The sequence below is a fragment of the Bradyrhizobium sp. CB1717 genome (assembly GCF_029714325.1).
In the GTDB taxonomy this organism is placed as follows: domain Bacteria; phylum Pseudomonadota; class Alphaproteobacteria; order Rhizobiales; family Xanthobacteraceae; genus Bradyrhizobium.
Genome location: NZ_CP121666.1, coordinates 8,599,854 through 8,622,832, shown reverse-complemented (window position 1 = coordinate 8,622,832; position 22,979 = coordinate 8,599,854). Strand labels below are relative to the sequence as shown.

Below are 22,979 nucleotides of genomic sequence, written 5' to 3'. Positions count from 1 at the left end.
AACGGGCAGGGAGAAAATTGCGATGGAGCGGGAGGCGACCTATCGCGGCACGGTTTATCCGTGGCAATGCGACCATGTCGGCCACATGAACATCATGTGGTATGTCGGCAAATTCGACGAGGCCAATTGGAATCTGTTCGCCCGTCTCGGGCTGACGCCGAGTTACCTGCGCAGCTCCGGGCGCGGCATGGCCGCGGTCCAGCAGAACATCGCCTACAAGCGCGAGCTGCTCGCCGGCGACATCGTCGAGATCCACAGCCACCTGCTCGAGGTTCGCGACAAGTCGATCCGCTTCCGGCACGACATGCGCAATGCCGAGACCCGGGAAATCGCCGCGACCTGCGAGATCACCGGCGTGCATATGGACCGTCAGCTCCGCAAGTCCGCGCCGTTCGCCGATGCCATCCGCGAAGCTGCCTCGAGGCATCTCGTCGAACCGGCCGAGGTGTGAGCCATGACCGCGTTCGAGCCGAAAAACCCGGGCTATCGTGCTGCGGCCATCGCCATGTTCGACGGCCAGCCGGCAATGCGCACGCTCGGCATCGTGATCGTCCGTCTCGCGCCGGGCGAGGTCGAGCTGGCGATGCTGCATGCGCCGGCCTTCACACAGCAGAACGGCTTTATCCATGCCGGCATCATCACGGCCGGGCTCGACAACGCCTGCGGCGTTGCCGCCTTCACCCTGATGCCGCCGGAGGCCGATATCCTCACCGTCGAATTCAAGACCACGCTGCTCGCACCCGCCCGGGGCGAGCGTTTCGTCTTCAAGGCCGAGGTGGTCAAGCCCGGCCGTACGCTCACCTTCTGCGAGGCAAAGGCCTTCGCCGAGCATGAGGGCAAGACCACGCTGATCGCCACGATGACCGGGACGCTGATGGCGATGCTGCCTCGCCCTGCGAGTTCGCATGAGGTGCGCGCGTCGCGCGCATAGCGGCGATTGACAAGCTTGGCGGCGCATCCCTTGATGCGAACGCCATGCTCGCAAGTCTCGGCCTCATCCTGCTCTGCCAGTTGATCGGCGAAGCCGTCGTGCGCGGCCTCGGCCTGCCATTGCCGGGACCCGTGCTCGGACTTCTTCTGCTCCTGATCGTGCTGCTCGCCCGCGACCGCTTTGCGCTGCTTGCGCGCGGGCCGCTGCGTGACAACGGCATCGAGACGGCGAGCAAGGGCCTTCTGGCCCATCTCTCGCTGCTCTTCGTGCCGGCCGGCGTCGGTGTCGTGCAGGAGCTCGATCTCCTCGCGTCTCACGGCATCGCCATCGTCGTCGTGCTCGCACTGTCCGTGGTCGTCACGCTGCTCGCGACTGTGCTGACCTTCCGCCTCGTCAGCCGATTGTTGCGGCAACAGGACGCGCGATGAAGGACAACCCGTTCTCGCTCTGGGTCTATCTCTCGCAGTCCCCGCTGCTGTGGCTGACCGTGACCCTGCTGGTCTATGCAAGCACGGATGCGGTGTCGCTGGCGACGCGGCGCCATCCGCTCGCCAATCCCGTGCTGCATGCGACGTGGATCATCGGCGCGTTCCTGCTCCTGACCGGCACCTCCTACACCACCTATTTCGCCGGCGCGCAATTCGTGCACTTCCTGCTGGGGCCCGCGACCGTCGCGCTCGCCGTGCCGCTCTACGAGAACCGCAAGCGCGTGGTTTCATCCATCGTGCCGATGCTGGTGGCGCTGATCGCGGGCTCGGTCACGGCGGTCGTGTCGGTGGTGCTGCTGGCCGAACTTGCCGGACTGCCGCGCGATGTCGTGCTGTCGCTGGCGCCGAAATCCGTCACCGCCGGCGTCGCCATGGGCATCGCCGAGTCCCTGCATGCCGATCCTTCGCTGGCGGCGGTCGCGGTGATCCTCACCGGCATCATGGGCGCGATCATCGTGACGCCGCTGATGAACCGCACCGGCATCACCGATTACCGGGCTCGCGGCTTTGCCGCGGGCCTGGCCGCGCACGGCATCGGCACGGCGCGCGCGTTCCAGGTCGACGAGATCGCCGGCGTCTTCTCCGGCATCGCCATGAGCCTGAACGCTTTGGTGACCTCGTTCCTGGTCCCCTTGGCGGTCACGCTGCTGGTGCGATGACATCGCTGCCGCGACACTCTATATGGTCGGTAACAATTCCCGGTCCCAAGCCGTATTTGCCGAAGATGGGACCGAAACGGGACGAGATATGACTGGATCTGGAAATAAGAACCGCCTGGTGCCGACCCGGCGCGCGGCACTGACGCTGATCGGGGCGGGCACCCTCGCGGCGGGCGGCATCACCTCGGCATTGGCAGCCGCCGGCGACGACGAGGTGCTCACCGAATCCAAGGTGCTGCGCGATCCCGACACGCCGGTCGCCGGCAATCCCGACGGCAACATCACCATCGTCGAATGGTCCGACTACAATTGTCCCTATTGCCGCAAGCTCGAACCCGAGCTGCGCCAGGTCGTCCAGGATGACGGCAAGGTGAGGCTGGTGATGAAGGACTGGCCGATCCTCGGGCCGGTCTCGGTCACGGCGGCACGGATCGCGCTCGCGGCCAAATTCCAGGACAAGTACCACCAGGCCCACGACGCCATGATGGGCGTCTCTTCGCGCCTGACCGAGCCGCGCATCAACGAGCTGCTCGCGGCCGCCGGCGTCGACATGGACCGGCTGAAGCGCGATCTCACCGAACACGCCAAGGACATCGACGCCATCCTCAAGCGCAACAACGAGCAGGCTGAGGCTTTTGGTTTCCGCGGCACCCCGTCCTTCATCGTCGGCAAGTACCGCGTGCCCGGCGTGCTCAGCATGACCGAGTTCGAGCAGGTGATCGCCGACGCCCGCAAAGCCAAGATGAACTGACGCGCGCAACCTTGATCGTAGCCAACACAAAGGCGCCGCCGCGGACCCGCGACGGCGCCTTGTTCATGATACCGCGACGTTACTTCGACGAGATGCGGACCCAGTCCTTGTGCGCGCGATCGCGCAGCGCATCCCAATCGGCCTTCGCGACATCCCAGTTCACGATGGTGCGATTGGTGGTTGCGACCTCGCCATTGGCGACCGACGAGGTCTGCATGGAGTCATAGACATAGACGCCGCCCGCAAGCAGCAGCGCGCCCAAAATCATTCCGAAAAAAGTCCTCATAGCGAGCCTCCGGTGTCGCGCCGATAACGTCGGCACGGCCACGATGGTTCCGCGGCCATGCGGCGCATCTAAGGAGAGGTTGTTCATTCTCCGTTCAGCCACGCCAGCAGCTTCGCGTTGATCTCGCGCGGATAGGTGTGGCTGAGGTCGTCGATCTCGCGGTAGCTGACGTCGGCGCCGGCGGCGGAGAGCGCAGCCTGCGTCTGCCGCGCGGTCTGCACCGGAAACATCCAGTCGAGCTTGCCATGGGTGATGAAGATGGGCAGGCCCCGCATGCGCTCGGCGTCCGCCATCTCCGCCATCAGCGGATGGAAGGTCGCCGCGACCGGCGCGAGATGCGTGAAGGGCGAAGCGCCGTCGAGGCCGGTGACGTAGCAGAAGGTGCCGCCGTCGCTCATGCCGGTCAGCAGCATGCGCGAGGCGTCGATGGTCCAGCGGCTGCGGACGGTCTCGAGGATGCGCATCAGGTTCGGCGTGTCGGCGTCATCGCCCATCAGGGCCCAGGTCGGTCCGGTTGCAGTCGGTGCCACCAGGATTGCGCCAAGACTGCGTGCATCGCGCAGCCAGCTCCAAAGAAAGCCGCGGCCGTTGCCGCTGCCGCCATGCAGCGCCATCACCAGCGGCATGGCGCGATCGGGCCTGTAATATTCGGGGACATAGACCGAGAAGCCGCCGCGGCTGCCGGGCTCGTTGTGCTCGTGGAAGATGCCGGTGTGCTCATTCGCGCTGACCTCCAGTCGCGAGAGCAGATCCTCATTCTCGCGATTTGCGGCGTTGAGGAAGAAGTTACTCACTGGCGGAAACTGTACCGCCAGTGGATAGAGCGCCTCCAGCGCGCGCGGCGCGTGGCGCAGTGCGCGAAACACGGCGACTAGATCGCCATTGCCGCGCTCGACATCGCGGATACCGGTAAAGGCGGCGAGTGTCTCGTTGCAGGCGCGGTCGAGTCGTTCGCGCAGTCCGGCGAATTGCTCCGGCCATTCTCCAATCGCAGCGTGCGATGCCTGCAGCGCCTCGTCCGGCGCGCCGATCGCGTTCATCACCGAGGCAAAGGCCGGCGGGTGCAAATGCCGCTGGAAGAAGCCGAGCGCTTCAAGCGCATTGAGCAGCGGCGGCAGCACGGCCACGATGTCGTCGATCACGGCCTCGCTCATCGCGGCGTTCCTGGCTTGGGGTCAGTGCAGCTTCGGCGCCTTCAACAGCCTGAAGCGATCGGTCGAGGTCACCGTGACGTCGAAGGTGACGCCCTCGTGATGGATGGTCAGCGGCACGTCGACGCCGGCGGCGCCGAGAGCCCACATCTTCCTGTAGAAGGCGGTCTGGCTCGTGACCTTGTCGCCGTCCACGGCGAGGATGACGTCGCCGGTCTTGAGTTCGGCGCGTGCGGCCGGGCCGTTGGCGGAGATCCCGATCACCACCACGCGGTTGTCGATCTCGGTCGAGTAGAGCCCGAGCCAGGGCCGCGACGGCTTGTTGACGCGGCCGAATTTGCGCAAGTCCTCCAGGACCGGCTTCAAGAGGTCGATCGGCACGATCATGTTGACGTGCTCGGCCTTGCCGTCGCGTTCTCGCTCGAGCTGGAGCGAGCCGATGCCGATCAACTCGCCGCGCTCGTTGAGCAGGCCGGTGCCGCCCCAGTTCGGATGCGCGGGATAGGTGAAGACGGCTTCATCCAGCAGATATTCCCAGTAGCCGGCGAATTCCTGCTTGGCCACGATCTGGCTTGCAACCGACCGCGTGCGGCCGCCGGCGCCGCCGACCACGACGCGGTCGCCGATGCGGGTATCGGCCGAGTTGCCGAGCGGCAAGGGTTCGACGTCGAGCTGACCGAGTGCTTGCACGAGGCCGAAGCCGGTGACGGAATCGAAACCGAGGGCGTGCCCCTCGACGACACGTCCGTCGGCAAGGTGCAGCCACACCGATTCCGCTTCGGTGATGAGATAGCCGATGGTGAGCACCAGCCCGTCGTCGATCACGACTCCGTTGCCGGCGCGTTCGGTGCCCAGCGTCTCGGCGCTGAATGCGTCCGGCGGGACGATGGCGTGCAGGCCGACGATGGAAGCGAGAGCGCGGTCGAGATCGAAACCGTAATCGCTCGCACGCGGCTGATTGGCCGGCGGCACTCTCCATTCGGTCAGGGCGGGCATGGAGTTCTCCTGGCTGAGTGCATCGCGCCGCCATTCATGCCGGACGACGCGCGAAGCACAGATAATTTAGGCCGGAGAGGGCCGTCTTGAAAGCCTCGTTGCTCAACAATTCCGGAGAACGCCGCATGAAATCTTCGAAACGCACGGAAACGCCTCGTGCACAGCGGGCGGGCAACGGCGCGATCCGGCACCGGCCGCATGGCTGCTGTCCGGCGAGGTGCTAGGCGGGCTGCAATGAAGCTGCTAACCATTGCCGCTTCGTTTGACCAAGGGATCACGGACCGAAGCATGGATAACCGCAGCGACATCTGGCGTGGCGTCGACACGATCAAGGCGCGTTTCATCGACCTCAGCGACAAGGTCTGGGGCACGCCCGAGGTGTGCTACACCGAGGCGCGGTCCGCCGCCGAACATCTCGCCGAGCTGCGTCATCAGGGCTTCCGCATCACCGAGAACGTCGCCGGCATCCCGACGGCGCTGATGGGCGAATGGGGCGAGGGCGGACCGGTCATCGCCTTCATGGGTGAATATGATGCGCTGCCGGGCCTCAGCCAGGAGGCGGGCGTTGCGGAACACCGTCCGGTCGAGACCGGCGGCCATGGCCATGGCTGCGGCCACAACCTGCTTGGCTCTGCCGCGCTGCTCGCTGCGACCGCCGTGAAGGACTGGCTTGCCGAGAACAAGGTGCCCGGCCGCGTGCGCTATTACGGCTGCCCGGCCGAAGAAGGCGGCGCGGCAAAGGCCTTCATGGTGCGCGTCGGCGCGTTCGAGGACGCCGACATCGCCATCACCTGGCATCCGCACAGCTTCTGGGAAGTGGCGGTGACGCCGTCGCTCGCGAACACCCGCGCCGACTTCATCTTCACCGGCCGCACCTCGCATGCGGCGGCCTCGCCGCATCTCGGCCGTTCCGCGCTCGATGCCGTGGAACTGATGAATGTCGGCGTGAACTACATGCGCGAGCACATGCCGAGCGATGCCCGCGTGCATTATGCGCTGCTCGACACCGGCGGCATCGCGCCCAACGTGGTGCAGGCGCATGCGCGCGTGCGCTACTCGATCCGCGCCCGCGATCTTCCCGGCATGAACGAGCTGGTCGAACGCGTGTCCAAGATCGCGCAGGGTGCTGCGCTGATGACCGAGACCAAGGTCGAGATGAAGATCATCTCCGCGGTCTCCAACATCCTGCCGAACGCGCCGCTGGAGCAGGCGCTGCATCGGGTCATGGAAGAGCTCGGACCGCCGCATTTCGACGATGCGGACAAGAGCTTCGCCACAGAGATCCGCGCGACGCTGAGCGACAAGGACATCTCCTCGGTCTACTACGCGATCGGCATGGAGCCGACCGATCGGCCGCTGGCCGACTTCCTGGTGCCGCTCGATGCCAAGCGCAATCCGCTTGTCGGCTCGACCGACGTGGGCGACGTCAGCTGGGTGGTGCCGACCGTGCAGGTTCACGCACCCACGGTTGCAATCGGCACGCCCTTCCACACCTGGCAGGTGGTGGCGCAGGGCAAGAGCCCGCACGCGCACAAGGCCATGGTGCAGGCGGCCAAGGCGATGGCCGGGCTCGGCATCAAGGCGCTGACGGATCCGGAGCTGATCAAGGCCGCCAAGGCCGACCTTCAGAAGCGCACGGCGAAAACGCCTTACGTTTGTCCGCTGCCGGACCACGTCGCGCCCCCGCTCGATATGTCCGTGGCGTAGAATTCCGTCTCGATACTTCGTCTGATCCGGCGAACAAATTTTCCGCAGTGCAGCGCGGTTTCCGGCGCATTTTGGCGCCGGATTGCCGAACGCTTGGGCTGCGGAACAGGGTTTTGCCCAACGGACAGCCAGAAGACCGTTTGCATACACACGGTCCTAGTTGACGTGCCCCCTAATCGGTGTGCCATCTACCGCCAGCCAAGCCCGGCGGTCGCGTCTTGCGGCCGCCTGCATCCATACGGGAACCAGACGGGGGACAACCATGCTGGATAAAGAACTGCGTTCGATGATCGGCCAGGTGAAGGACGGGCGGATGGATCGCCGCGCCTTCATCAAGCGCATGGCCGCTGTCGGTCTCACCGCCCCTCTGGCCAACCAGATCCTCGCGCTTGGCGGTGTCGCCATGGCGGAGGGCCCCTCGACCTACAAGCCGACCAAGCGTGGCGGCGGTGGCGCGCTGAAGCTGCTGTGGTGGCAGGGCCCGACCCTGCTCAATCCGCACTTCGCCACCGGCACCAAGGATCAGGACGGCTCGCGCCTGTTCTACGAGCCGCTCGCCTGCTGGGATCCGGACGGCAACATGAAGCTGGTTCTGGCATCCGAAATTCCGTCGATCCAGAACGGTCTGCTCGCTGCCGACGGCAAGTCGGTGACGTGGAAGCTGAAGCCCGGCGTGAAGTGGCATGACGGCAAGCCGTTCACCGCCGACGACGTCGTCTTCACCTGGGAATACATCATCGATCCCGCGACGGCGGCCATTACCGTGGCCACCTACCGCGACATCACGGTCGAGAAAGTGGACGACCTGACGGTTCGCATTACGTTCAAGAAGCCAACGCCGTTCTGGGCAGACGCCTTTGTTGGCGCGCCCAACACCATCATCCCCAAGCATCTGTTCGCCGACTACAAGGGGTCCAAATCGCGGGAAGCGCCGACCAATCTGTCGCCGGTCGGAACCGGCCCGTACAAGTTCGTCGAATTCAAGCCCGGCGATCTCGTCCGTGGCCAGCTCAATCCCGATTACCACATGCCGAACCGGCCTTATTTCGACACGGTCGAGATGAAGGGTGGTGGTGACGCGGTTTCGGCTGCGCGCGCCGTGATCCAGACCGGCGAATATGATTTCGGCTGGAACATCCAGGTCGAGGACGACGTCCTCCTGCGCCTGGAGAAGGGCGGCAAGGGCAAGACGATCTATGCCGTCGGCGGCGACACCGAGTTCATCGCGCTCAACTTCACCGACCCCTACACCGAGGTCGACGGCGAGAAGTCGTCGATGAAGACCAAGCATCCGCTGTTCTCCGACCCTGCGGTCCGCAAGGCGCTATCGCTGCTGATCGATCGCGAGTCGGTGAAGAAGGCGATCTACGGCCGTGCCGGCCGCACCACGGCCAATTTCCTCAACGGCCCGGAAAAATTCGTCTCCAAGAACACTTCCTGGGAATTCAGCATCGAGAAGGCTTCGAAGATCCTGGACGATGCCGGCTGGAAGCCGGGCGCGGACGGTATCCGCGAGAAGGACGGCAAGAAGCTGAAGCTCTTGTACCAGACCTCGATCAACGGTCCGCGCCAGAAGACGCAGGCTATCGTCAAGCAGGCCTGTCAGAAGGCCGGCATCGACGTCGAATTGAAGTCGGTCGTGGCCTCGGTGTTCTTCTCGTCGGACGTCGCCAATCCCGACACCTACGCGAAATTCTATGCCGACATCGAGATGTTCCAGATCCCGCTGAGCCAGCCCGATCCGTCGCAGCATATGCGCCGCTTTCTGTCGACCAACGTCGCCACCAAGGAGAACAAGTGGCAGGGCACGAATTTCCCGCGCTGGATCAACAAGGACTACGACGCAGCGATCGAAGCCGCCGAAAGCGAGATGGATCCGCTCAAGCGAGCGGAGCACTACATCAAGGCCAACGACCTCATGTATCAGGACACCGTGTTCATCCCGGTGCAGCATCGGTTGAAGGTGGAAGCGGCGGCCAACAATCTGCGGCCGATCATCAGCGGCTGGGCCAACGAAACCGACAATCTGCACGATTGGTACCGCGAGGAATGATCCCCCAACTCTAGACGGGGCCCTTCCCTCATGAGTCAATACGTCCTGCGTCGCCTGCTGATCGCGATTCCGAGCCTGCTCGGAATCTCGGTCGTGCTGTTCGTCGTGCTTGCGCTCGCCCCCGGCGATCCGTTCTCTGAACTGGCGACGAACCCGAACGTGCCGCCCGAAGTGCAAGCCGCGCTTCGGGCCAAGTTCGGCCTCGACGATCCGATCCACCTTCGTTACCTGCATTGGCTCAACGCCATGCTGCACGGCGACTGGGGCTTTTCCTTCGTCAGCCGGATGAACGTCGACACGCTGATCCTCCAGCGCCTGCCGGCCACGCTCTACGTGATCGGCTCGGCGCAGATCCTGGCGCTGTTGATCGCGATTCCGGTCGGGGTCTATGCCGCGACGAAGCCCTATTCGTTGTTCGACCAGATCGCCAACACGCTCGCCTTCGTCGGCTTCTCGCTGCCGACTTTCTTCACCGGCATCCTGTTCATCCTGATCTTCTCGGTCACGCTGGACTGGCTGCCCTTCGTCTACACCACCGACATCAAGGCCACCGGCATCCACTGGGTGCTGGAGATGATCCGTCAGGCCATCATGCCGGTGGCTGTGCTCGGCCTGTTCCAGGCGGCGTCGATGACGCGCTTCGTGCGCTCGGCGATGCTCGACGTCATCAGGCTCGACTACGTCACCACGGCGCGGGCCAAGGGCCTCGGCCAGGCCACGGTGATCGTCAAGCACGTGATGCGCAACGCCATGATCCCCGTGGTCACGCTGATCGCGTTGCAGATGCCTGCGGTGTTCGGCGGCGCCATCGTCACCGAGCAGATCTTCCGTATCCCCGGCATCGGCTCGCTGCTGATCTCCTCCATCCTTTCCAACGACACGCCGGTGGTGATGGCCGTCACCTTCGTCTTCGCGTGCCTCGTGGTGCTGTTCAACCTCATCGCGGACGTCCTTTATGGCTGGCTTGACCCTCGCATCTCCCTCCGCTGAGCGGGGCGTCTACTCGCCCTGGCGCGAGACGTGGCGGCGCTACAGCCGCCACCGGCTCGCCGTCGTCAGCGCCTTCCTGCTCCTCATCCTGGTGCTCGCCGTCGTGCTCGGGCCCTTCGTGTGGCGTGTGAAGATCAACGAGATCGACATCGTCGCGGGCATGCAGGGGCCGTCGTTCGCCCATCCCTTCGGCACCGACGATCTCGGCCAGGACATTCTGGCGCGCATGATCTATGGCGGCCGCATCTCGCTCGCGGTGGGGCTCGCCGCGATGCTGGTCTCGGTCTTCATCGGCACGCTGATCGGCGCGCTCGCCGGCATGTCGCGTGGTGCGCTCGGGCACGGATTGATGTGGCTCACCGATCTCTTCCTGTCGTTGCCGCAACTGCCGCTGCTGCTCCTGCTCATCTATCTGTTCCGCGACGGGCTGAAGCAGGTGTTTGGTCCCGAAGGCGGCATCTTCATCCTGATCGTGCTCGTGATCGGGGGCTTGCGCTGGATGCCGGTGGCGCGGCTCGTGCGCGCGCAGTTCCTGTCGATCCGCGAGAAGGAGTTCGTCGAGGCGGCCCGCGCGCTCGGCGCCAGCCCGGTGCGGCAGGTGGTGCGCCACATCCTGCCCAATGCGGTCGGCCCGGTGATCATTGCCGGCACCATCGACGTCGCCGCCGCCATCATCGCGGAATCGACGCTGTCCTTCCTCGGTCTCGGCTTTCCGCCCGATACTCCGACCTGGGGACGACTGCTGTATGACGCCAAGGACTTTCTCGACATCGGTCCGCACTGGGCGCTGTTCCCGGGCGGCGCGATCTTCATCGCGGTGGTCGCCATCAACTTCATCGGCGACGGCCTGCGGGACGCGCTCGATGCGCGACGGGTGATCTGATGGCGCCGCTGCTCGAGATCAAGGGCCTGAAAACCCACTTCTCCACCGACGACGGCATCCTCCAGGCCGTCGACGGCGTCGACATCTCCATCAACAAGGGCGAGACGCTCTGCGTCGTCGGCGAATCCGGCTGCGGCAAGACCGTGACCGCGATGTCGATCCTGAAGCTGATTGCGATGCCGCCAGGCCGCATCGCGGCCGGCCAGATCATTTTCGAAGGCCGCGATCTCGTCCCGCTGACCAGCAATCAGCTCGACGAGATCAGGGCCAAGGAGATCGGCTTCATCTTCCAGGAGCCGATGACCTCGCTCAATCCGGTGCTCACGATCGGCGAGCAGATCGCCGAGAGCCTGCGCCGGCACGAAGCGGTGACCAAGAAGCAGGCGCTCGAGCGCACCATCGAGATGCTGAAGCTGGTGCAGATCCCCAATGCCGAAGGCCGCGTGCACAACTATCCGCACCAGTTCTCCGGCGGCATGCGCCAGCGCGTGATGATCGCGATGGCGCTCGCCTGCAAGCCGAAGCTGATCATCGCCGACGAGCCCACCACGGCGCTCGACGTCACCATCCAGGCGCAGATCCTCGACCTCCTGCAGGACATGAAGGAGCGCTTCGGCATGGCGGTGATGCTGATCACCCATGCCATGGGCGTCGTCGCCGAGACGGCGCAGCGCGTCGTCGTGATGTATGCCGGCAAGGTGGTCGAGGAGGCGCCCGTCGACGATCTCTTCGGCGATCCCCGTCACCCCTATACGCAAGGCCTGATCCGCTCGATCCCGCGCATCGACCTCGACAGCGAGCACAAGACACGGCTCGAGGCGATCGGCGGCTCGGTGCCGATCCTGATCAATCCGCCGGTCGGCTGCCGCTTCGCGCCGCGCTGCAAGTTTGCCATGAACGTCTGCATCGAGAAGGAGCCGCTGCTGCGCGAGGTCTCACCCGGCCATCGCATGGCCTGTCACCTCGGCGATACACAGTTGGGAGGCGCGGCATGAGCGAGCCCTTGCTCCGCGTCAGCGGCCTGAAGAAACATTTCCCCGTGCTCGGCGGCCTGCTGTCGCGCCAGGTCGGCAGCGTCTATGCGGTCGACGGCGTGTCGTTCTCGGTCAATCGCGGCGAGACGCTCGGCCTCGTCGGCGAATCCGGCTGCGGCAAGTCCACCACGGGGCGCTGCGTGCTGCGCCTGATCGAGCCGACCGACGGCGAGGTCACCTTCGACGGCCAGGATGTGCGCAAGCTCGGCGGTACCGATCTGCGCGCGATGCGGCGGAACATGCAGCTGGTGTTCCAGGACCCGTTCGCCTCGCTCAATCCGCGCATGACGGTCGGTGCCATCCTCGGCGAGGCCTTCACCATCCACAATCTGGCCTCGTCCGCCAAGGAGCGCGAGGAGCGCGTCGCGGGCCTCTTGGTCAAGGTCGGGCTGAAGGCCGAGCACATGCGGCGCTATCCGCACGAATTCTCCGGCGGCCAGCGCCAGCGCATCGTGATCGCGCGCGCGCTCGCGGTCGAGCCGAAGCTGATCGTCTGCGACGAGCCGGTCTCGGCGCTCGACGTGTCGATCCAGGCACAGGTCATCAACCTGCTGGAAGATCTCCAGGCCGAGCTGAATCTGACCTATCTCTTCGTCGCCCACGACCTCTCGGTGGTCGAGCACATCTCCGACCGCGTGGCGGTGATGTATCTCGGCCGCATCGTCGAGCTCGCCAAGGCCAGCGACCTCTACCGCAATCCGCAGCATCCCTACACCAAGGCGCTGCTATCGGCGGTGCCGGTGCCCGATCCCAAACTCAAGCGCGAGCGCATCCGCCTCAAGGGCGACGTGCCGAGCCCGATGAAGCCGCCGTCGGGCTGCCACTTCCACACCCGCTGTCCGATCGCTCAGCCGCGCTGTGCCGAAAGCGCCCCCGAGCTGAAGGAAGGAGCGGGCGGGCATTTCGTGGCGTGTCATCTGGCGTAATGGTGCAGTGCGTCATGCGCAGCGGGCGCCCTTACACCGCCGCTTAATTTGATCCGACGGGCGGGGAATAATTCGAACGGGCAGTTGGTGTCGTCCCGCACGCCCTCCGCGTCGTAGCGTCGCATCGTCGGGAACTTTCTTGCCAAAGTCCGGCGCAAGTCCTTGTCTTCTCCTTACAAAAAAGGGGCGATCCGTCGCGGATCGCGCTGAGGGAGGACATCATGACGAAGACGAGCAAGGACGGCGCGTCGACGCGCCGCCGTTTTCTCAGGACGGCCGCAACCGGGGCGGCCGCCACTGTCGCCGCACCAACCATCGTCCTGGCGCAGGGGCCGATCAGCATGCGCTGGCAGAGCACCTGGCCGGCCAAGGACATCTTCCACGAATACGCGCTCGACTATGCCAAGAAGGTCAACGACATGACCGGCGGCGACCTCAAGATCGAGGTGCTTCCCGCCGGCGCTGTGGTGCCGGCCTTCGGCCTGCTGGATGCGGTGTCGAAGGGCACGCTCGACGGCGGGCACGGCGTGCTCGCCTATCACTATGGCAAGCAGAACGCGCTGGCGCTGTGGGGCTCGGGTCCGGGCTATGCCATGGATGCCAACATGCTGCTCGCCTGGCACCGCTATGGCGGCGGCAAGGAGCTCCTCGAGAAGCTCTACGCCTCGATCGGAGCCAACGTCGTCTCCTTCCCGTACGGGCCGATGCCGACCCAGCCGCTCGGCTGGTACAAGAAGCCGATGACCAAGGTGGAGGATTTCCAGGGTCTGAAATTCCGCACCGTCGGCATCTCCATCGACGTGTTCACCGGCCTCGGCGCAGCGGTCAACGCGTTGCCGGGTGGTGAGATCGTTTCGGCGATGGACCGTGGCCTGCTGGATGCGGCCGAATTCAACAACGCCACATCCGATCGCGTCCTCGGCTTCCCGGATGTTTCCAAGATCTGCATGCTCCAGAGCTACCACCAGAACGCCGAGCAGTTCGAGATCTTGTTCAACAAGACCAAGTTCGACGCGCTGCCGGAGAAGATGAGGGCGATCATCGCCAATGCTGTCGACGCGGCCGGCCAGGACATGGCCTGGAAGGCGATCGACCGCTACTCCAGGGACTACGAGGAGCTGCAGACCAAGGACAAGGTCAAGTTCTACAAGACGCCGGACTCGATCCTCCAGAAGCAGTTGGATGTGTTCGACCAGGTGGCCGAGAAGAAGTCGGCAGAGAACCCGCTGTTCAAGGAGATCGTCGAATCGCAATTGGCCTTCGCCAAGCGGGCGACGCAGTGGGAGCAGGATACGGTGGTCAGCCGCCGCATGGCCTACACCCACTATTTTGGTCCCAACGCCAAGAAGAAGAGCTAACAGGCCCTTCGCATGGTCGAAGCGTCATCCGGGACCACAACCCGGATGGTGCTTGTCTTGTCGCTAAAGCATGATCCGGAAAAGTGCGTAGCGGTTTTCCGAAAAGGTCATGCTCAAACAATAACCTAAAGCGCGATGAGGACTGATCCTAATCTCATCGCGCTTTAGGCAGCAGTGACGCCAGGATTGGCGGTGGCAACGCACATGAATTCGCAGCGCCTTCTGTACACCATTGACGCGATCAGCACGTGGACCGGCAAGGTCGCGGCCTGGCTGGTCGTGGGCCTGATGGCGCTGGTCTGCGCCGAGGTCTTCAAGCGTTATATGCTCAACATGCCGACCGCCTGGATCTTCGACGCCTCGAACATGCTGTATGGCACCCTGTTCATGATCGCGGGCGCCTATACGCTGGCCCAGAACGCGCATGTTCGCGGCGACTTCCTCTACTCCTCGATGCGGCCGCGCACCCAGGCGAGCCTCGATCTCGTGCTGTACTTCGCATTCTTCCTGCCCGGCATCGCCGCGCTGGTCTACGCGGGATGGGACTATGCGCTGGATTCCTGGCGCATCAACGAGCATTCCAACGTCACCGCCGAAGGACCGCCGGTCTACCACTTCAAGTTCATGATTCCGCTCGCAGGCGCTCTGGTGCTGCTGCAGGGTGTAGCCGAAATCGCCCGCTGCGTGCTCTGTCTCAAGACGGGGACCTGGCCGAGCCGGCTCGCCGATGTCTCCGAAATCGACGTCATCGAGGAGCAGCTTGCGCACAGCGAGCATGTCGACGAAGAGGCGCGGACGGCCGCGATCGCACGCGCGCAGGACATTGAGGAAAGCGCGCGGCAGCGCGGCATGGGCGGAGACCTGCAGGGATGATCAGCGATCCGGCACTCGGACTCTTGATGCTCCTCCTCATCGTGGTCGTGATCATGATGGGCTTTCCGACCGCCTTCACCCTGATGGGGCTCGGCATGTTCTTCGGCTTCTTCGCCTATCACCGGGCGGGCGAAGCCTGGGGAGACAATCACATCTTCGACCTGATGGTTCAGCGCACCTATGGTGCGATGACCAACGACGTCCTGATCTCGATCCCTTTGTTCGTGCTGATGGGCTACGTCATGGAGCGCGGCGCGCTGGTCGACAAGATGTTCTACTCGATCCAGCTCGCCTTCCGCCGCGTGCCTGCCTCGCTCGCGGTGGCGACGCTGATTGTCTGCACGTTCTGGGGCATCGCAAGCGGGCTCGTCGGCGCGGTCGTGGTATTGATGGGCGTCATCGCCTTCAATCCGATGCTGAAGGCCGGCTATGACGTCAAGCTCGCCTCCGGCGTCATCACCGCCGGCGGCACGCTCGGCATCCTGATTCCGCCCTCGGTGATGATCATCGTCTACGCGGCCGTGGCCGGACAGTCGGTGGTGAAGCTCTACGCGGCGGCGATGTTTCCGGGCTTCTTCCTGGCCTTCCTCTATCTCGTCTACATCGTCGGCTGGGCGCTGCTCAATCCGAAGATTGCGCCGAAGCTTCCCGAAAGCGAAATCAAGGTTCCGGTCCGTCCGTGGCTCGCCACGCTGCAGCAAGCCTATTCGCGCAAAGTTCTGCCGGCGCTCGTTGCGGCGCTGCTGGCGCCTGCCAGGATCGTCAATGCCGGGGTCGATGGCGCCCGCGTCACCTACCCGACGCTGGTGAGGAGCCTCGGCTACGCGCTGGTGCCGCTGCTGCTCACGCTCGCAACGCTCTGGGTCACCTGGTGGTATGTCGTGATCCACCAGCAGGCTGACATTCAAGCGCCGGTCGCGGCCGCGACGCAGCAACAGCCGCGCGCGGAGGAGACGCTCCAGCCGCTCGGCGCGGGCGCCCAGCAGCAGGAGAGCGCCGAAGAAAAGCTCGAGGAGCTCGGCGGCGCCGCCAGCCGGTCGGAGAGGTCCACCACGAACGAGCCCGAGGTGCTCCAGCAGATGGGCAGTGCCGAACTGCGGGGCAAGACCACGGCCGCGCCCGCGGAGTCCGGACCGCCGCCCGAGTTCTATACTTATTTTGCGGTCGTCGCCGGCATCTGCGCGCTCATGCTGCTCTATTATTACTGGACCATGGAGGCCGAGCAGTTCGAGGTGCTGCGGCTCCTGGTCATGTCGGTGATGCCCCTCGGCATCCTGACCGTGGTCGTGCTCGCCGTGATCCTGTTCGGCATCACCACCGCGACGGAATCGGCGGCAGTGGGCGCGGCCGGCGCCTTCCTGCTCGCATTCCAGGCCCGGACGCTGGACTGGAAGCGCACCAAGGAGGCGGTGTTCCTGACCGCCAAGACCACCTCGATGGTGTGCTGGCTGTTCGTGGGCTCGGCGCTGTTCTCGGCGGTGTTCGCGATCCTCGGCGGCCAGGCGCTCCTCGAGAGCTGGGTGCTCTCGCTCAACATGTCGCCGGTCCAGTTCATGATCCTGTCGCAGGCGATCATCTTCCTGCTCGGCTGGCCGCTGGAATGGACCGAGATCATCGTGATCTTCGTGCCGATCTTCCTGCCGATGCTGAAGCACTTCAACATCGATCCGGTCCTGTGGGGCGTGCTGGTCTTCGTCAACCTCCAAGCCGCATTCCTGTCGCCGCCCGTGGCGATGTCGGCGTTCTATCTGAAGGGCGTGGCGCCAAAGCACGTCACGCTCAACCAGATCTTCTCCGGCATGATGCCCTACATGCTGATCGTGATCGTCTGCATGGTATTCATGTACATCTGGCCCGGCCTGACGCTATGGCTGCCGAACTATCTGTACGGAAGTTGAGCATCGGACGTCTTGGTGCTTCGCCGGCATGGAAAACGGCCCCTCGAAACGAAGGCCGTCGCCCCCGCGTTCGACGCTTCCACGGGCGGCATGGGTCCCCCGGCCGCTTCTTGGGCGAAGGGGTAAGCGGAAAAAAACATTTCGGACTGTGAAGCATCCTACACCACATGCCCCCGATGGTGCTAGAATGGCCGCGCTTCTTAGGAGGCCCCGATGCTGACGCCCTTCAACAGGCCGTACTGGGAACAGAGCGCCCGTGACTGGACGATGAGGCTTGGCGCGCTCATGCCCCAACCGCGGAACAAGCCCGCCGAGCCCAAACCACAGCAGCCCCCGTGGCGGCACTTCGACGATACCCATCATTGGGACTCGACCGCGGAGGAATGGGTCCCCAATCACGACAGGTGATCGCGCCGGGGGCCGAGCCTGCCTGGAGCCTTCACCGGCGTTACGATGTTACGCATATTCATCCATGAAGCAGGCCATATTGCGAAAGGGCCTGCCTGAACGCCTCCATCGACGTGTGCTGATGCGCGAACAGCCCCGCCTCGCGCGCGCCGGCAACATTGGCCGTGAGATCGTCGACGAACAGCACGGTCTGCGGCAGCGCGTTGAGCTCGGACAGGCAGCGGCGATAGCAGCGCGGGTCCGGTTTCGCGGTCTTGAACCGGGCCGAGGCGTAGATCCTCGAGCCGAACAGCGGACGCAGATCGGGCAGCAGCGCGTCGATATGGTCGGCGACCAGCGTGGTGTTGTTGGTGAGGATGGCAACATCGACGGTCTTGCGCAGGCGGCGGACGATCTCCAGCATCGCGGAATTCGCCTGCATCGAACGGCGCCGCGCCTCCACCCACTCGTCGAGCGACAGTGGATAGCGCATGCGTTCGCCGAAGCCTCGCAGGTAATCCGCAGCATCGAGCGCGCCGGAATCGCCGAGCGCCTCGAAGCCGCTGTCCCAGATCGCCTCGTGGATGAATTCGCTGGTCGTCCCCGCCAGCTCCGCCAGACAGGCGACGCGCTTGGCCCTGTCATAGTCGCAGAGCACGTTGTCCATGTCGAATAGGACGAGCTTGATTCCGTCGGTCACAACAGCACTCTTGGATTGGCCGACATCCGGCCGCGACTGCAGTCATATCGCGCCAGAGTACTGAGGACAAACCCGGGACTGTCTCTTGCGTTCGCTGCGCCTGGTGAGAGGTCGATCCCGTCACGCGGTCTTCGCCGGCCAGGCGACGACCTGTCCCGACATCACCAGCCGGTCACGGCCGCTGTCCTTGGCGGCGTAGAGCGCGCGGTCGGCGGCAGCGACCAGCGTGCTGGAGTCCGCAGTGGTTTCCGATGGGAGGCTTGCCGCGGCGCCTACGCTGACGGTCACCAGGCGAGAGGGCGGGTTTTGCGCATGCAGCATGGCGAGATCGCGCAGCGCGTGGCGAATCGCTTCGCCGACCTCGGCGCAGCCGTCCGGGCCGGTGTCCGGCAACAGCACGGCGAACTCCTCGCCGCCGTAGCGGGCGGCGAGATCGGCGGGGCGCCTGGCGTGAGCGGATAGAATCCGGCTCAGCGCGCGAAGGCACCCGTCGCCCGCTAGATGCCCGTAATGGTCGTTGAACTTCTTGAAATGATCGACATCGATCAGCAGGAGCGAAAGCTGGGTGCCGTCGCGCCGCGCGCGCGCCCATTCATCGGTGAGGCGTTCGTCGAACGTGCGCCGGTTGGCAAGGCCGGTGAGGCCGTCGGTCGTTGCAAGCGCGGCGAGCTTGTCCTGAAGGTCCTTCTGCTCGGTCATGTCGCGCACGACCGCAACGACGCCGTCGATCTCGCCGCTGTCGGAAGCCCGTGTCACGTGCAGGGCCGCTTCGACCCAGATATCGCCGTTCTGGCGATGGCGTTGGCGGTAGACGAACCTCGCCTCCTCGGCCTCGCCGTTCTTCAGCGCGGTGACGGCCTGCTCGACCCGTTCCATGTCCTCCTCGTGGATGCCGGCCACGGCCGACTTGCCGAGAAGCTCGTCGGGCGACCAGCCTATCATGCGCTGGCATGATGGAGAGACGTAGAGCAGGCGGTTATCCAGCCCGATCCGGGTCACCATATCGCTGGATTGCTCGGCAAGCAGGCGGAAATGGGCTTCGTTGGCGGCCAGCGCCTGTGCCATGCGCTGGCGCTGCGACAGCTGCCGGACCAGATAGTAGCCGATCACCGCGATCAACAGGACGAGTCCGAGGACGAAGGTCACGCGCGTGACCGCCGCGCGTCGCCAGGGCGTCAGCACATCGTCTTGCGACTTGCTCGCCAGCACCATCAGCGGATAGCGGCTGCTGCGCTGGTAGTAGCTCAGCCGCTGCACGCTATCGAGCGGCGACTTGAAATAGTAGACGGCCGCGGTCGGCCGGTTTTTCCACTCTCTGAACAGCGGCGCATTCGACAGGTCGCGCCCGACGAAGGCGCCGCTCTCGTCCCGACTGCGCGCCAGCATGATGCCGTCATTGTTCAGCAGCGATGCCGAGCCGTTCGGCCCGACGTCGAAGCGCTCGTAGAATTTGACGAAATAGGCGACGTCGATCGTGAGCAGGGCGACGCCGGCGAAGCTGCCGTCGGGGCGGTCGATCCGGCGCGACGCAGTGATGATCCACTGACCGCCGGCGCGGCTCTTGATGGGCCGCCCGATCAACGTGCCCTTTTCCGCGGAGTCGCGGTGCCGCTGGAAATATTCGCGGTCGCTGTTGTTGAGTCTGGAGAAATCGATTTGCTCGGTGGTGGCGAGCCAGCGGCCGGTCTCGTCATAGACGAAGATGCCGCGGATGCGGTCCGATGATTTGCGGGTCGGCAGATAGGTCTGGAGCTTCTCGATCGTGTCGGGACCCATCCCGTCGAGTTCGAGACGATGAACCAGCCCGACCAGGATCGTATCGGCGAGCTCGAACGTGTCGTCCGCGTGCTGAATCAGCGAATGCGCGAGATTTGCCATGTCGATCTCGGCGTTCCTGAGATCGGCATTCCGCGTCTCCCATTCGCGCCAGGCGCTCAAGCCGAGGATCGTCACGCAGATCAGCACGACGAAACCCGCCGCCCAGAGCGGAAGGCGCGTCTTGCCGAGTTCGCGGCTCGTGACCATCAGGCTTGCTCCAAATCGGAGCAAACCTCGCACTTTGGACTTAACGGCCTGTTGCAATATCCGCGATGATTGTGCGCGGTCCGTATTCAACCGGGTCGGGTCGATAGATCTTGATCGTCTCTCGTCGGCAGATGTTAACCACGCTGCCGCGGCGTGACGGTTTTGCCCGGCATCGGCCGCGTCATCCCTCCAGCGTAAATCCGACCCGCAGCGTCACCTGGTAGTGGCGCACGGAATTGTTCTCGATGTGACCGCGCGTCTGCACCACCTCGAACCATTTCATCTCGCGGACGGTCTTGGCGGCGCGACCGATCGCGTTGTTGATCGCATCCTCGATCGAGGTCTCGGATGATCCGACCAGCTCCAGGATCTTGTAGACGTGGTCCTTCTCGGCGGTGGGCATGAGGCGTCTCCCCTTGTGCTGTGGCGGGCCCGGATACCGCTCCCGCGGTGTATCCGAAAGCGTCGGGCCTCCCCTGTGAACGGGCGGCCTGGCTTCGGGTTCCCTGCTTTGCGATGGCCTGGATGCGCCAGCCGAGGTGGAGCGGCCAGCGTCCGCCTGCTAAGCGCTAGACATGGATTCGGCGCGGCGCGACAGGACGATCGGCTCTCTCTGCCTCTGCGTGACGGCGTTCGGCTGGGCGCTGAACTGGCCGCTGATGAAGCTGTTGCTCCAGCAATGGCCGCCCTTGTTCGCCCGCGGGCTCGCCGGTGTCTGCGCCGCGGTCATTCTCGGGATGCTGGCGCTGAGCCGGAAGGAGGCGTTTGCCGTGCCGCGGGAGACGATCCCGCGGCTGCTGTTTGCGACCCTCACCAATGTCTTTGCCTGGATGGGGCTCGGCACGGTCGCGATGAAATACGTGACCGTGAGCGAAGGGGCACTGCTCGCCTACACCATGCCGATCTGGGCCATGCTGTTCGCCTGGCCCGTGCTGCACACCCGGCCGACCGTGCGCGATGGTTTCGGGCTCGCCCTCGGCGTCGCCGGCGTTGCGTTGCTGCTGAGCCGCCACGGCTTGGCCTTCGGCGCCGACAAGCTCTTGGGCATCGTCCTGGCGCTGCTCTGCGCCATCCTGTTCGCGCTCGGCAACGTGCTCAATCGCAAGCCGCTGCCGATGCCGCCGCTGGTCGTCGTCGCCTGGCAGGTCGGGCTCGGCTGCGCCACCATGCTGCTTCTCGGCGTGCTGTTCGAGCACCCGGACGTCTCGGCGATCACCCCGCTGGGCCTCGGCTGCTTCGTCTACATGACGCTGGTGCCGATGGGCCTCTGCTACGTCACCTGGTTCGAGACGCTGCGCCGGCTGCCGCCGACCGCGGCCTCGACCGGCATGCTGATTGTCCCCGTGATCGGCGTGATCTCCGCCGCAATCATCCTCGGCGAGCCGCTGGGCCTGCGCGAATGGGCGGCGATGGCACTCACGCTCGGCGGCGTGACGCTGGCATTGCAGCGCGCCTAGACGTGATGTTGCGCGGCCTGCGGCGAGGCCGGTGCAGGCTGTGTCCGTCTCCACAGCAGTCCGAGCAGGAAAAGCAGTAGTGCCATCAACGCGAAGCCGCCAATGGCGGGTGTGAAATGCCGACTGGGATCGGCTGTCTGATCGACTTGCAGCCGCGCCGACTGTAGCAGTCCATAGGCGCCGGCGAGCAGGATCAATCCGTACATCCAGCTGCGCTCGCGCGGGCCCGTGAGCCCGGTGAGATCGGGCAGGATCAGAGCAAGACCGATGCCCAGCATCGGCAAGTCGTAATCATAGGCATAAGGGCTGATCATCACCGACACCATCACCGCAATGCCAAGCGCGAATCTGGACGACGTGCCCCGTGCCGTGCCGATGAGGACGGCGAGCAAGGCCAGCCCTGCAACGGTCACCTGGCCCCAAAAGGCGATATTTGCCGGAAGGCCGGCTTCGTAGAGCGCGGCATAGGCCGAGACCATGCGATAGAGCGGATAGGAGCCCTGCTCGAGATAGCTCGCCGATTCCCTGATCGCGCCCAGCCAGGCCGTCCAGATCTGCCAGCCGAACAGGAGCGTGCAGAGCAGCGAGCTCGCCAGCACAACGGCTGCGGCGGTCGCGAGCGCGACCCAGCGCCGCGTCGCCAGCAGATAGACGCCGACGGCGATGGCAAGGTGCGGCTTGATCACCATGGCGCCGAGGGCAAGGCCGGCGAGAAGCGGCCGCCGTTCGACGTTGAGGCAGACCAGCGCGATCAGCGCGCCGGTGAGAAAGCCGTTCTGTCCGGCGCCGATGGTGATCGCCAGCGCCGGAAACAGGATCACCAGCACCGGCGCGAAATTTACGTCCGCTATCTTGCGCAGCACCGCGAGGTAGAGCGCGAGTGTTGCGGCCGTGAACAGCAGATAGGCGAGGCCGACCGGCAGCAATGCGAACGGCGCAAGCAGGAGATCGTATTGCGGCGGATAGGTCCAGGGCATGAAGCCGGTCGCGCCCCCGGCGGCCTCCATCTGCATCTTCAGCAGGGCCTCGAAGTGATAGACTTGGTCGAGGTCGCCGCGCCAGATGCGCTGTGCGACAATATGGAAGGCGTCGAAATCGGCGAGCTTGCGGTCAGTCCAGCCGCCCCAGCGGGCGAACCAGAAGGTCTTGAAGGCGACGATCGCCGTCAGCGCGGCCAGCACGAGACGCACATAGGTCGCCCGTTTCGACGGCGAGAACCGAACTCCTTCCAGTGTTTCGGCGAGCATGGCGGCGGCAACCTCATACCTGACGGACCGGCCGGGCAGGTCCGCAGATCCCTGCAAGGCTGCCATTGGAGGCTTAAGGGACGGTAAGGAATCCGGAAGGATTTCGGCGGCGGAGCGGTCCCTGGCGCGAGAATCTGCCCGGATTCGTCATCAGGCTTGAGCCGGATGACACGCTTCCC

The 22,979-nt window shown here is 64.8% G+C and carries 22 protein-coding genes; 15 read left to right on the top strand and 7 right to left on the bottom strand.

The genetic code is table 11. The features are described from left to right. Positions 1-22: 22 nt before the first annotated feature. From QA649_RS40060 to QA649_RS40040, 5 genes are all read left to right on the top strand, one after another. The gene (locus QA649_RS40060; protein ID WP_283021957.1) at positions 23-451 is read left to right on the top strand and encodes an acyl-CoA thioesterase; all 429 of its coding nucleotides are present in this window, start codon (positions 23-25) and stop codon (positions 449-451) included. A gap of 3 nt (positions 452-454) precedes the next feature. Continuing rightward, positions 455-931, top strand: a complete 477-nt coding sequence (locus QA649_RS40055; RefSeq protein WP_283021956.1) for a PaaI family thioesterase — start codon at positions 455-457, stop codon at positions 929-931. 44 nt (positions 932-975) lie between these two features. Next, positions 976-1,359, top strand: a complete 384-nt coding sequence (locus QA649_RS40050; RefSeq protein WP_283021955.1) for a CidA/LrgA family protein — start codon at positions 976-978, stop codon at positions 1,357-1,359. Beyond that, positions 1,356-2,078 carry an LrgB family protein gene (locus QA649_RS40045; RefSeq protein WP_283021954.1) on the top strand — a complete coding sequence of 241 codons (723 nt, stop codon included), beginning with the start codon at positions 1,356-1,358 and terminating at the stop codon, positions 2,076-2,078. The genes QA649_RS40050 and QA649_RS40045 overlap by 4 nt, the downstream gene beginning before the upstream one ends. Positions 2,079-2,166: 88 nt before the next feature. Beyond that, on the top strand, positions 2,167-2,829 hold the full coding sequence (locus QA649_RS40040) for a DsbA family protein (RefSeq protein WP_283021953.1): 663 nt from the start codon (positions 2,167-2,169) through the stop codon (positions 2,827-2,829). A 79-nt stretch (positions 2,830-2,908) separates the two neighbouring features. On the opposite strand, the gene QA649_RS40035 is transcribed toward QA649_RS40040, so the two are convergent. The 3 genes from QA649_RS40035 to QA649_RS40025 all read right to left on the bottom strand — a co-directional run bounded on the left by QA649_RS40035 (position 2,909) and on the right by QA649_RS40025 (position 5,262). Then, positions 2,909-3,115, bottom strand: a complete 207-nt coding sequence (locus QA649_RS40035) for a hypothetical protein (protein WP_026312539.1) — start codon at positions 3,113-3,115, stop codon at positions 2,909-2,911. 83 nt (positions 3,116-3,198) lie between these two features. Beyond that, positions 3,199-4,269 carry a phospholipase gene (locus QA649_RS40030; RefSeq protein ID WP_283021952.1) on the bottom strand — a complete coding sequence of 357 codons (1,071 nt, stop codon included), beginning with the start codon at positions 4,267-4,269 and terminating at the stop codon, positions 3,199-3,201. 21 nt (positions 4,270-4,290) lie between these two features. Next, entirely contained in the window at positions 4,291-5,262 is a 972-nt protein-coding gene (locus tag QA649_RS40025) for a S1C family serine protease (RefSeq protein ID WP_283021951.1), read from the bottom strand. Between the two features lie 288 nt (positions 5,263-5,550). Here QA649_RS40025 and QA649_RS40020 point away from each other — a divergent pair, with 288 nt between their 5' ends. The 9 genes from QA649_RS40020 to QA649_RS39980 all read left to right on the top strand — a co-directional run bounded on the left by QA649_RS40020 (position 5,551) and on the right by QA649_RS39980 (position 16,984). Next, positions 5,551-6,969, top strand: a complete 1,419-nt coding sequence (locus QA649_RS40020; protein ID WP_283021950.1) for a M20 family metallopeptidase — start codon at positions 5,551-5,553, stop codon at positions 6,967-6,969. Between the two features lie 262 nt (positions 6,970-7,231). After that, entirely contained in the window at positions 7,232-9,022 is a 1,791-nt protein-coding gene (locus QA649_RS40015; RefSeq protein ID WP_283021949.1) for a peptide ABC transporter substrate-binding protein, read from the top strand. Positions 9,023-9,052: 30 nt separating this feature from the next. Beyond that, positions 9,053-10,012: an ABC transporter permease gene (locus QA649_RS40010; RefSeq protein ID WP_018646498.1), complete on the top strand. Its 960-nt coding sequence runs from the start codon at positions 9,053-9,055 to the stop codon at positions 10,010-10,012. Continuing rightward, entirely contained in the window at positions 9,978-10,895 is a 918-nt protein-coding gene (locus tag QA649_RS40005; RefSeq protein WP_018646499.1) for an ABC transporter permease, read from the top strand. The genes QA649_RS40010 and QA649_RS40005 overlap by 35 nt, the downstream gene beginning before the upstream one ends. Then, complete coding sequence (locus tag QA649_RS40000; protein ID WP_018646500.1) at positions 10,895-11,890, top strand: ABC transporter ATP-binding protein; 996 nt, start codon at positions 10,895-10,897, stop codon at positions 11,888-11,890. The genes QA649_RS40005 and QA649_RS40000 overlap by 1 nt, the downstream gene beginning before the upstream one ends. Further along, complete coding sequence (locus QA649_RS39995) at positions 11,887-12,855, top strand: dipeptide ABC transporter ATP-binding protein (protein WP_018646501.1); 969 nt, start codon at positions 11,887-11,889, stop codon at positions 12,853-12,855. The genes QA649_RS40000 and QA649_RS39995 overlap by 4 nt, the downstream gene beginning before the upstream one ends. Positions 12,856-13,076: 221 nt before the next feature. Further along, on the top strand, positions 13,077-14,213 hold the full coding sequence (locus QA649_RS39990; protein ID WP_283021948.1) for a C4-dicarboxylate ABC transporter: 1,137 nt from the start codon (positions 13,077-13,079) through the stop codon (positions 14,211-14,213). A gap of 204 nt (positions 14,214-14,417) precedes the next feature. After that, positions 14,418-15,086, top strand: a complete 669-nt coding sequence (locus QA649_RS39985) for a TRAP transporter small permease subunit (RefSeq protein WP_283021947.1) — start codon at positions 14,418-14,420, stop codon at positions 15,084-15,086. Beyond that, a complete protein-coding gene (locus QA649_RS39980) occupies positions 15,086-16,984 on the top strand; it encodes a TRAP transporter large permease subunit (RefSeq protein ID WP_283026205.1) in 1,899 nt (632 codons plus the stop codon). Before QA649_RS39985 ends, QA649_RS39980 begins: the two co-directional genes overlap by 1 nt. 466 nt (positions 16,985-17,450) lie before the next feature. On the opposite strand, the gene QA649_RS39975 is transcribed toward QA649_RS39980, so the two are convergent. The 3 genes from QA649_RS39975 to QA649_RS39965 form a co-directional block, all read right to left on the bottom strand. Continuing rightward, on the bottom strand, positions 17,451-18,038 hold the full coding sequence (locus QA649_RS39975) for an HAD family phosphatase (RefSeq protein ID WP_349254090.1): 588 nt from the start codon (positions 18,036-18,038) through the stop codon (positions 17,451-17,453). Positions 18,039-18,191: 153 nt separating this feature from the next. After that, positions 18,192-20,096, bottom strand: coding sequence for a diguanylate cyclase (locus QA649_RS39970; RefSeq protein WP_283021945.1), 1,905 nt, complete (start codon positions 20,094-20,096; stop codon positions 18,192-18,194). A 181-nt stretch (positions 20,097-20,277) separates the two neighbouring features. Next, complete coding sequence (locus QA649_RS39965) at positions 20,278-20,499, bottom strand: dodecin (protein ID WP_283021944.1); 222 nt, start codon at positions 20,497-20,499, stop codon at positions 20,278-20,280. Positions 20,500-20,671: 172 nt separating this feature from the next. On the opposite strand from QA649_RS39965, the gene QA649_RS39960 reads away from it, so the two are divergent. Then, positions 20,672-21,553: a DMT family transporter gene (locus tag QA649_RS39960; RefSeq protein ID WP_283021943.1), complete on the top strand. Its 882-nt coding sequence runs from the start codon at positions 20,672-20,674 to the stop codon at positions 21,551-21,553. Here QA649_RS39960 and QA649_RS39955 read toward each other — a convergent pair. Beyond that, entirely contained in the window at positions 21,550-22,866 is a 1,317-nt protein-coding gene (locus QA649_RS39955) for a glycosyltransferase family 87 protein (RefSeq protein ID WP_283021942.1), read from the bottom strand. The genes QA649_RS39960 and QA649_RS39955 overlap by 4 nt on opposite strands. Between the last annotated feature and the right edge of the window lie 113 nt (positions 22,867-22,979).

Bases quoted from the DNA above. Each gene is read 5' to 3' on its own strand.
- QA649_RS40060 (WP_283021957.1), top strand. From the start codon at position 23: ATGGAGCGGGAGGCGACCTATCGCGGCACGGTTTATCCGTGGCAATGC.
- QA649_RS39970 (WP_283021945.1), bottom strand. From the start codon at position 20,096: ATGGTCACGAGCCGCGAACTCGGCAAGACGCGCCTTCCGCTCTGGGCG.
- QA649_RS39960 (WP_283021943.1), top strand. From the start codon at position 20,672: ATGGATTCGGCGCGGCGCGACAGGACGATCGGCTCTCTCTGCCTCTGC.
- QA649_RS39985 (WP_283021947.1), top strand. From the start codon at position 14,418: ATGAATTCGCAGCGCCTTCTGTACACCATTGACGCGATCAGCACGTGG.
- QA649_RS40010 (WP_018646498.1), top strand. From the start codon at position 9,053: ATGAGTCAATACGTCCTGCGTCGCCTGCTGATCGCGATTCCGAGCCTG.
- QA649_RS40025 (WP_283021951.1), bottom strand. From the start codon at position 5,262: ATGCCCGCCCTGACCGAATGGAGAGTGCCGCCGGCCAATCAGCCGCGT.
- QA649_RS40000 (WP_018646500.1), top strand. From the start codon at position 10,895: ATGGCGCCGCTGCTCGAGATCAAGGGCCTGAAAACCCACTTCTCCACC.
- QA649_RS40015 (WP_283021949.1), top strand. From the start codon at position 7,232: ATGCTGGATAAAGAACTGCGTTCGATGATCGGCCAGGTGAAGGACGGG.
- QA649_RS40005 (WP_018646499.1), top strand. From the start codon at position 9,978: ATGGCTGGCTTGACCCTCGCATCTCCCTCCGCTGAGCGGGGCGTCTAC.
- QA649_RS39975 (WP_349254090.1), bottom strand. From the start codon at position 18,038: ATGGACAACGTGCTCTGCGACTATGACAGGGCCAAGCGCGTCGCCTGT.
- QA649_RS40020 (WP_283021950.1), top strand. From the start codon at position 5,551: ATGGATAACCGCAGCGACATCTGGCGTGGCGTCGACACGATCAAGGCG.
- QA649_RS39955 (WP_283021942.1), bottom strand. From the start codon at position 22,866: ATGGCAGCCTTGCAGGGATCTGCGGACCTGCCCGGCCGGTCCGTCAGG.
- QA649_RS40030 (WP_283021952.1), bottom strand. From the start codon at position 4,269: ATGAGCGAGGCCGTGATCGACGACATCGTGGCCGTGCTGCCGCCGCTG.
- QA649_RS40040 (WP_283021953.1), top strand. From the start codon at position 2,167: ATGACTGGATCTGGAAATAAGAACCGCCTGGTGCCGACCCGGCGCGCG.
- QA649_RS39965 (WP_283021944.1), bottom strand. From the start codon at position 20,499: ATGCCCACCGCCGAGAAGGACCACGTCTACAAGATCCTGGAGCTGGTC.
- QA649_RS40045 (WP_283021954.1), top strand. From the start codon at position 1,356: ATGAAGGACAACCCGTTCTCGCTCTGGGTCTATCTCTCGCAGTCCCCG.
- QA649_RS39990 (WP_283021948.1), top strand. From the start codon at position 13,077: ATGACGAAGACGAGCAAGGACGGCGCGTCGACGCGCCGCCGTTTTCTC.
- QA649_RS40055 (WP_283021956.1), top strand. From the start codon at position 455: ATGACCGCGTTCGAGCCGAAAAACCCGGGCTATCGTGCTGCGGCCATC.
- QA649_RS40050 (WP_283021955.1), top strand. From the start codon at position 976: ATGCTCGCAAGTCTCGGCCTCATCCTGCTCTGCCAGTTGATCGGCGAA.
- QA649_RS40035 (WP_026312539.1), bottom strand. From the start codon at position 3,115: ATGAGGACTTTTTTCGGAATGATTTTGGGCGCGCTGCTGCTTGCGGGC.
- QA649_RS39995 (WP_018646501.1), top strand. From the start codon at position 11,887: ATGAGCGAGCCCTTGCTCCGCGTCAGCGGCCTGAAGAAACATTTCCCC.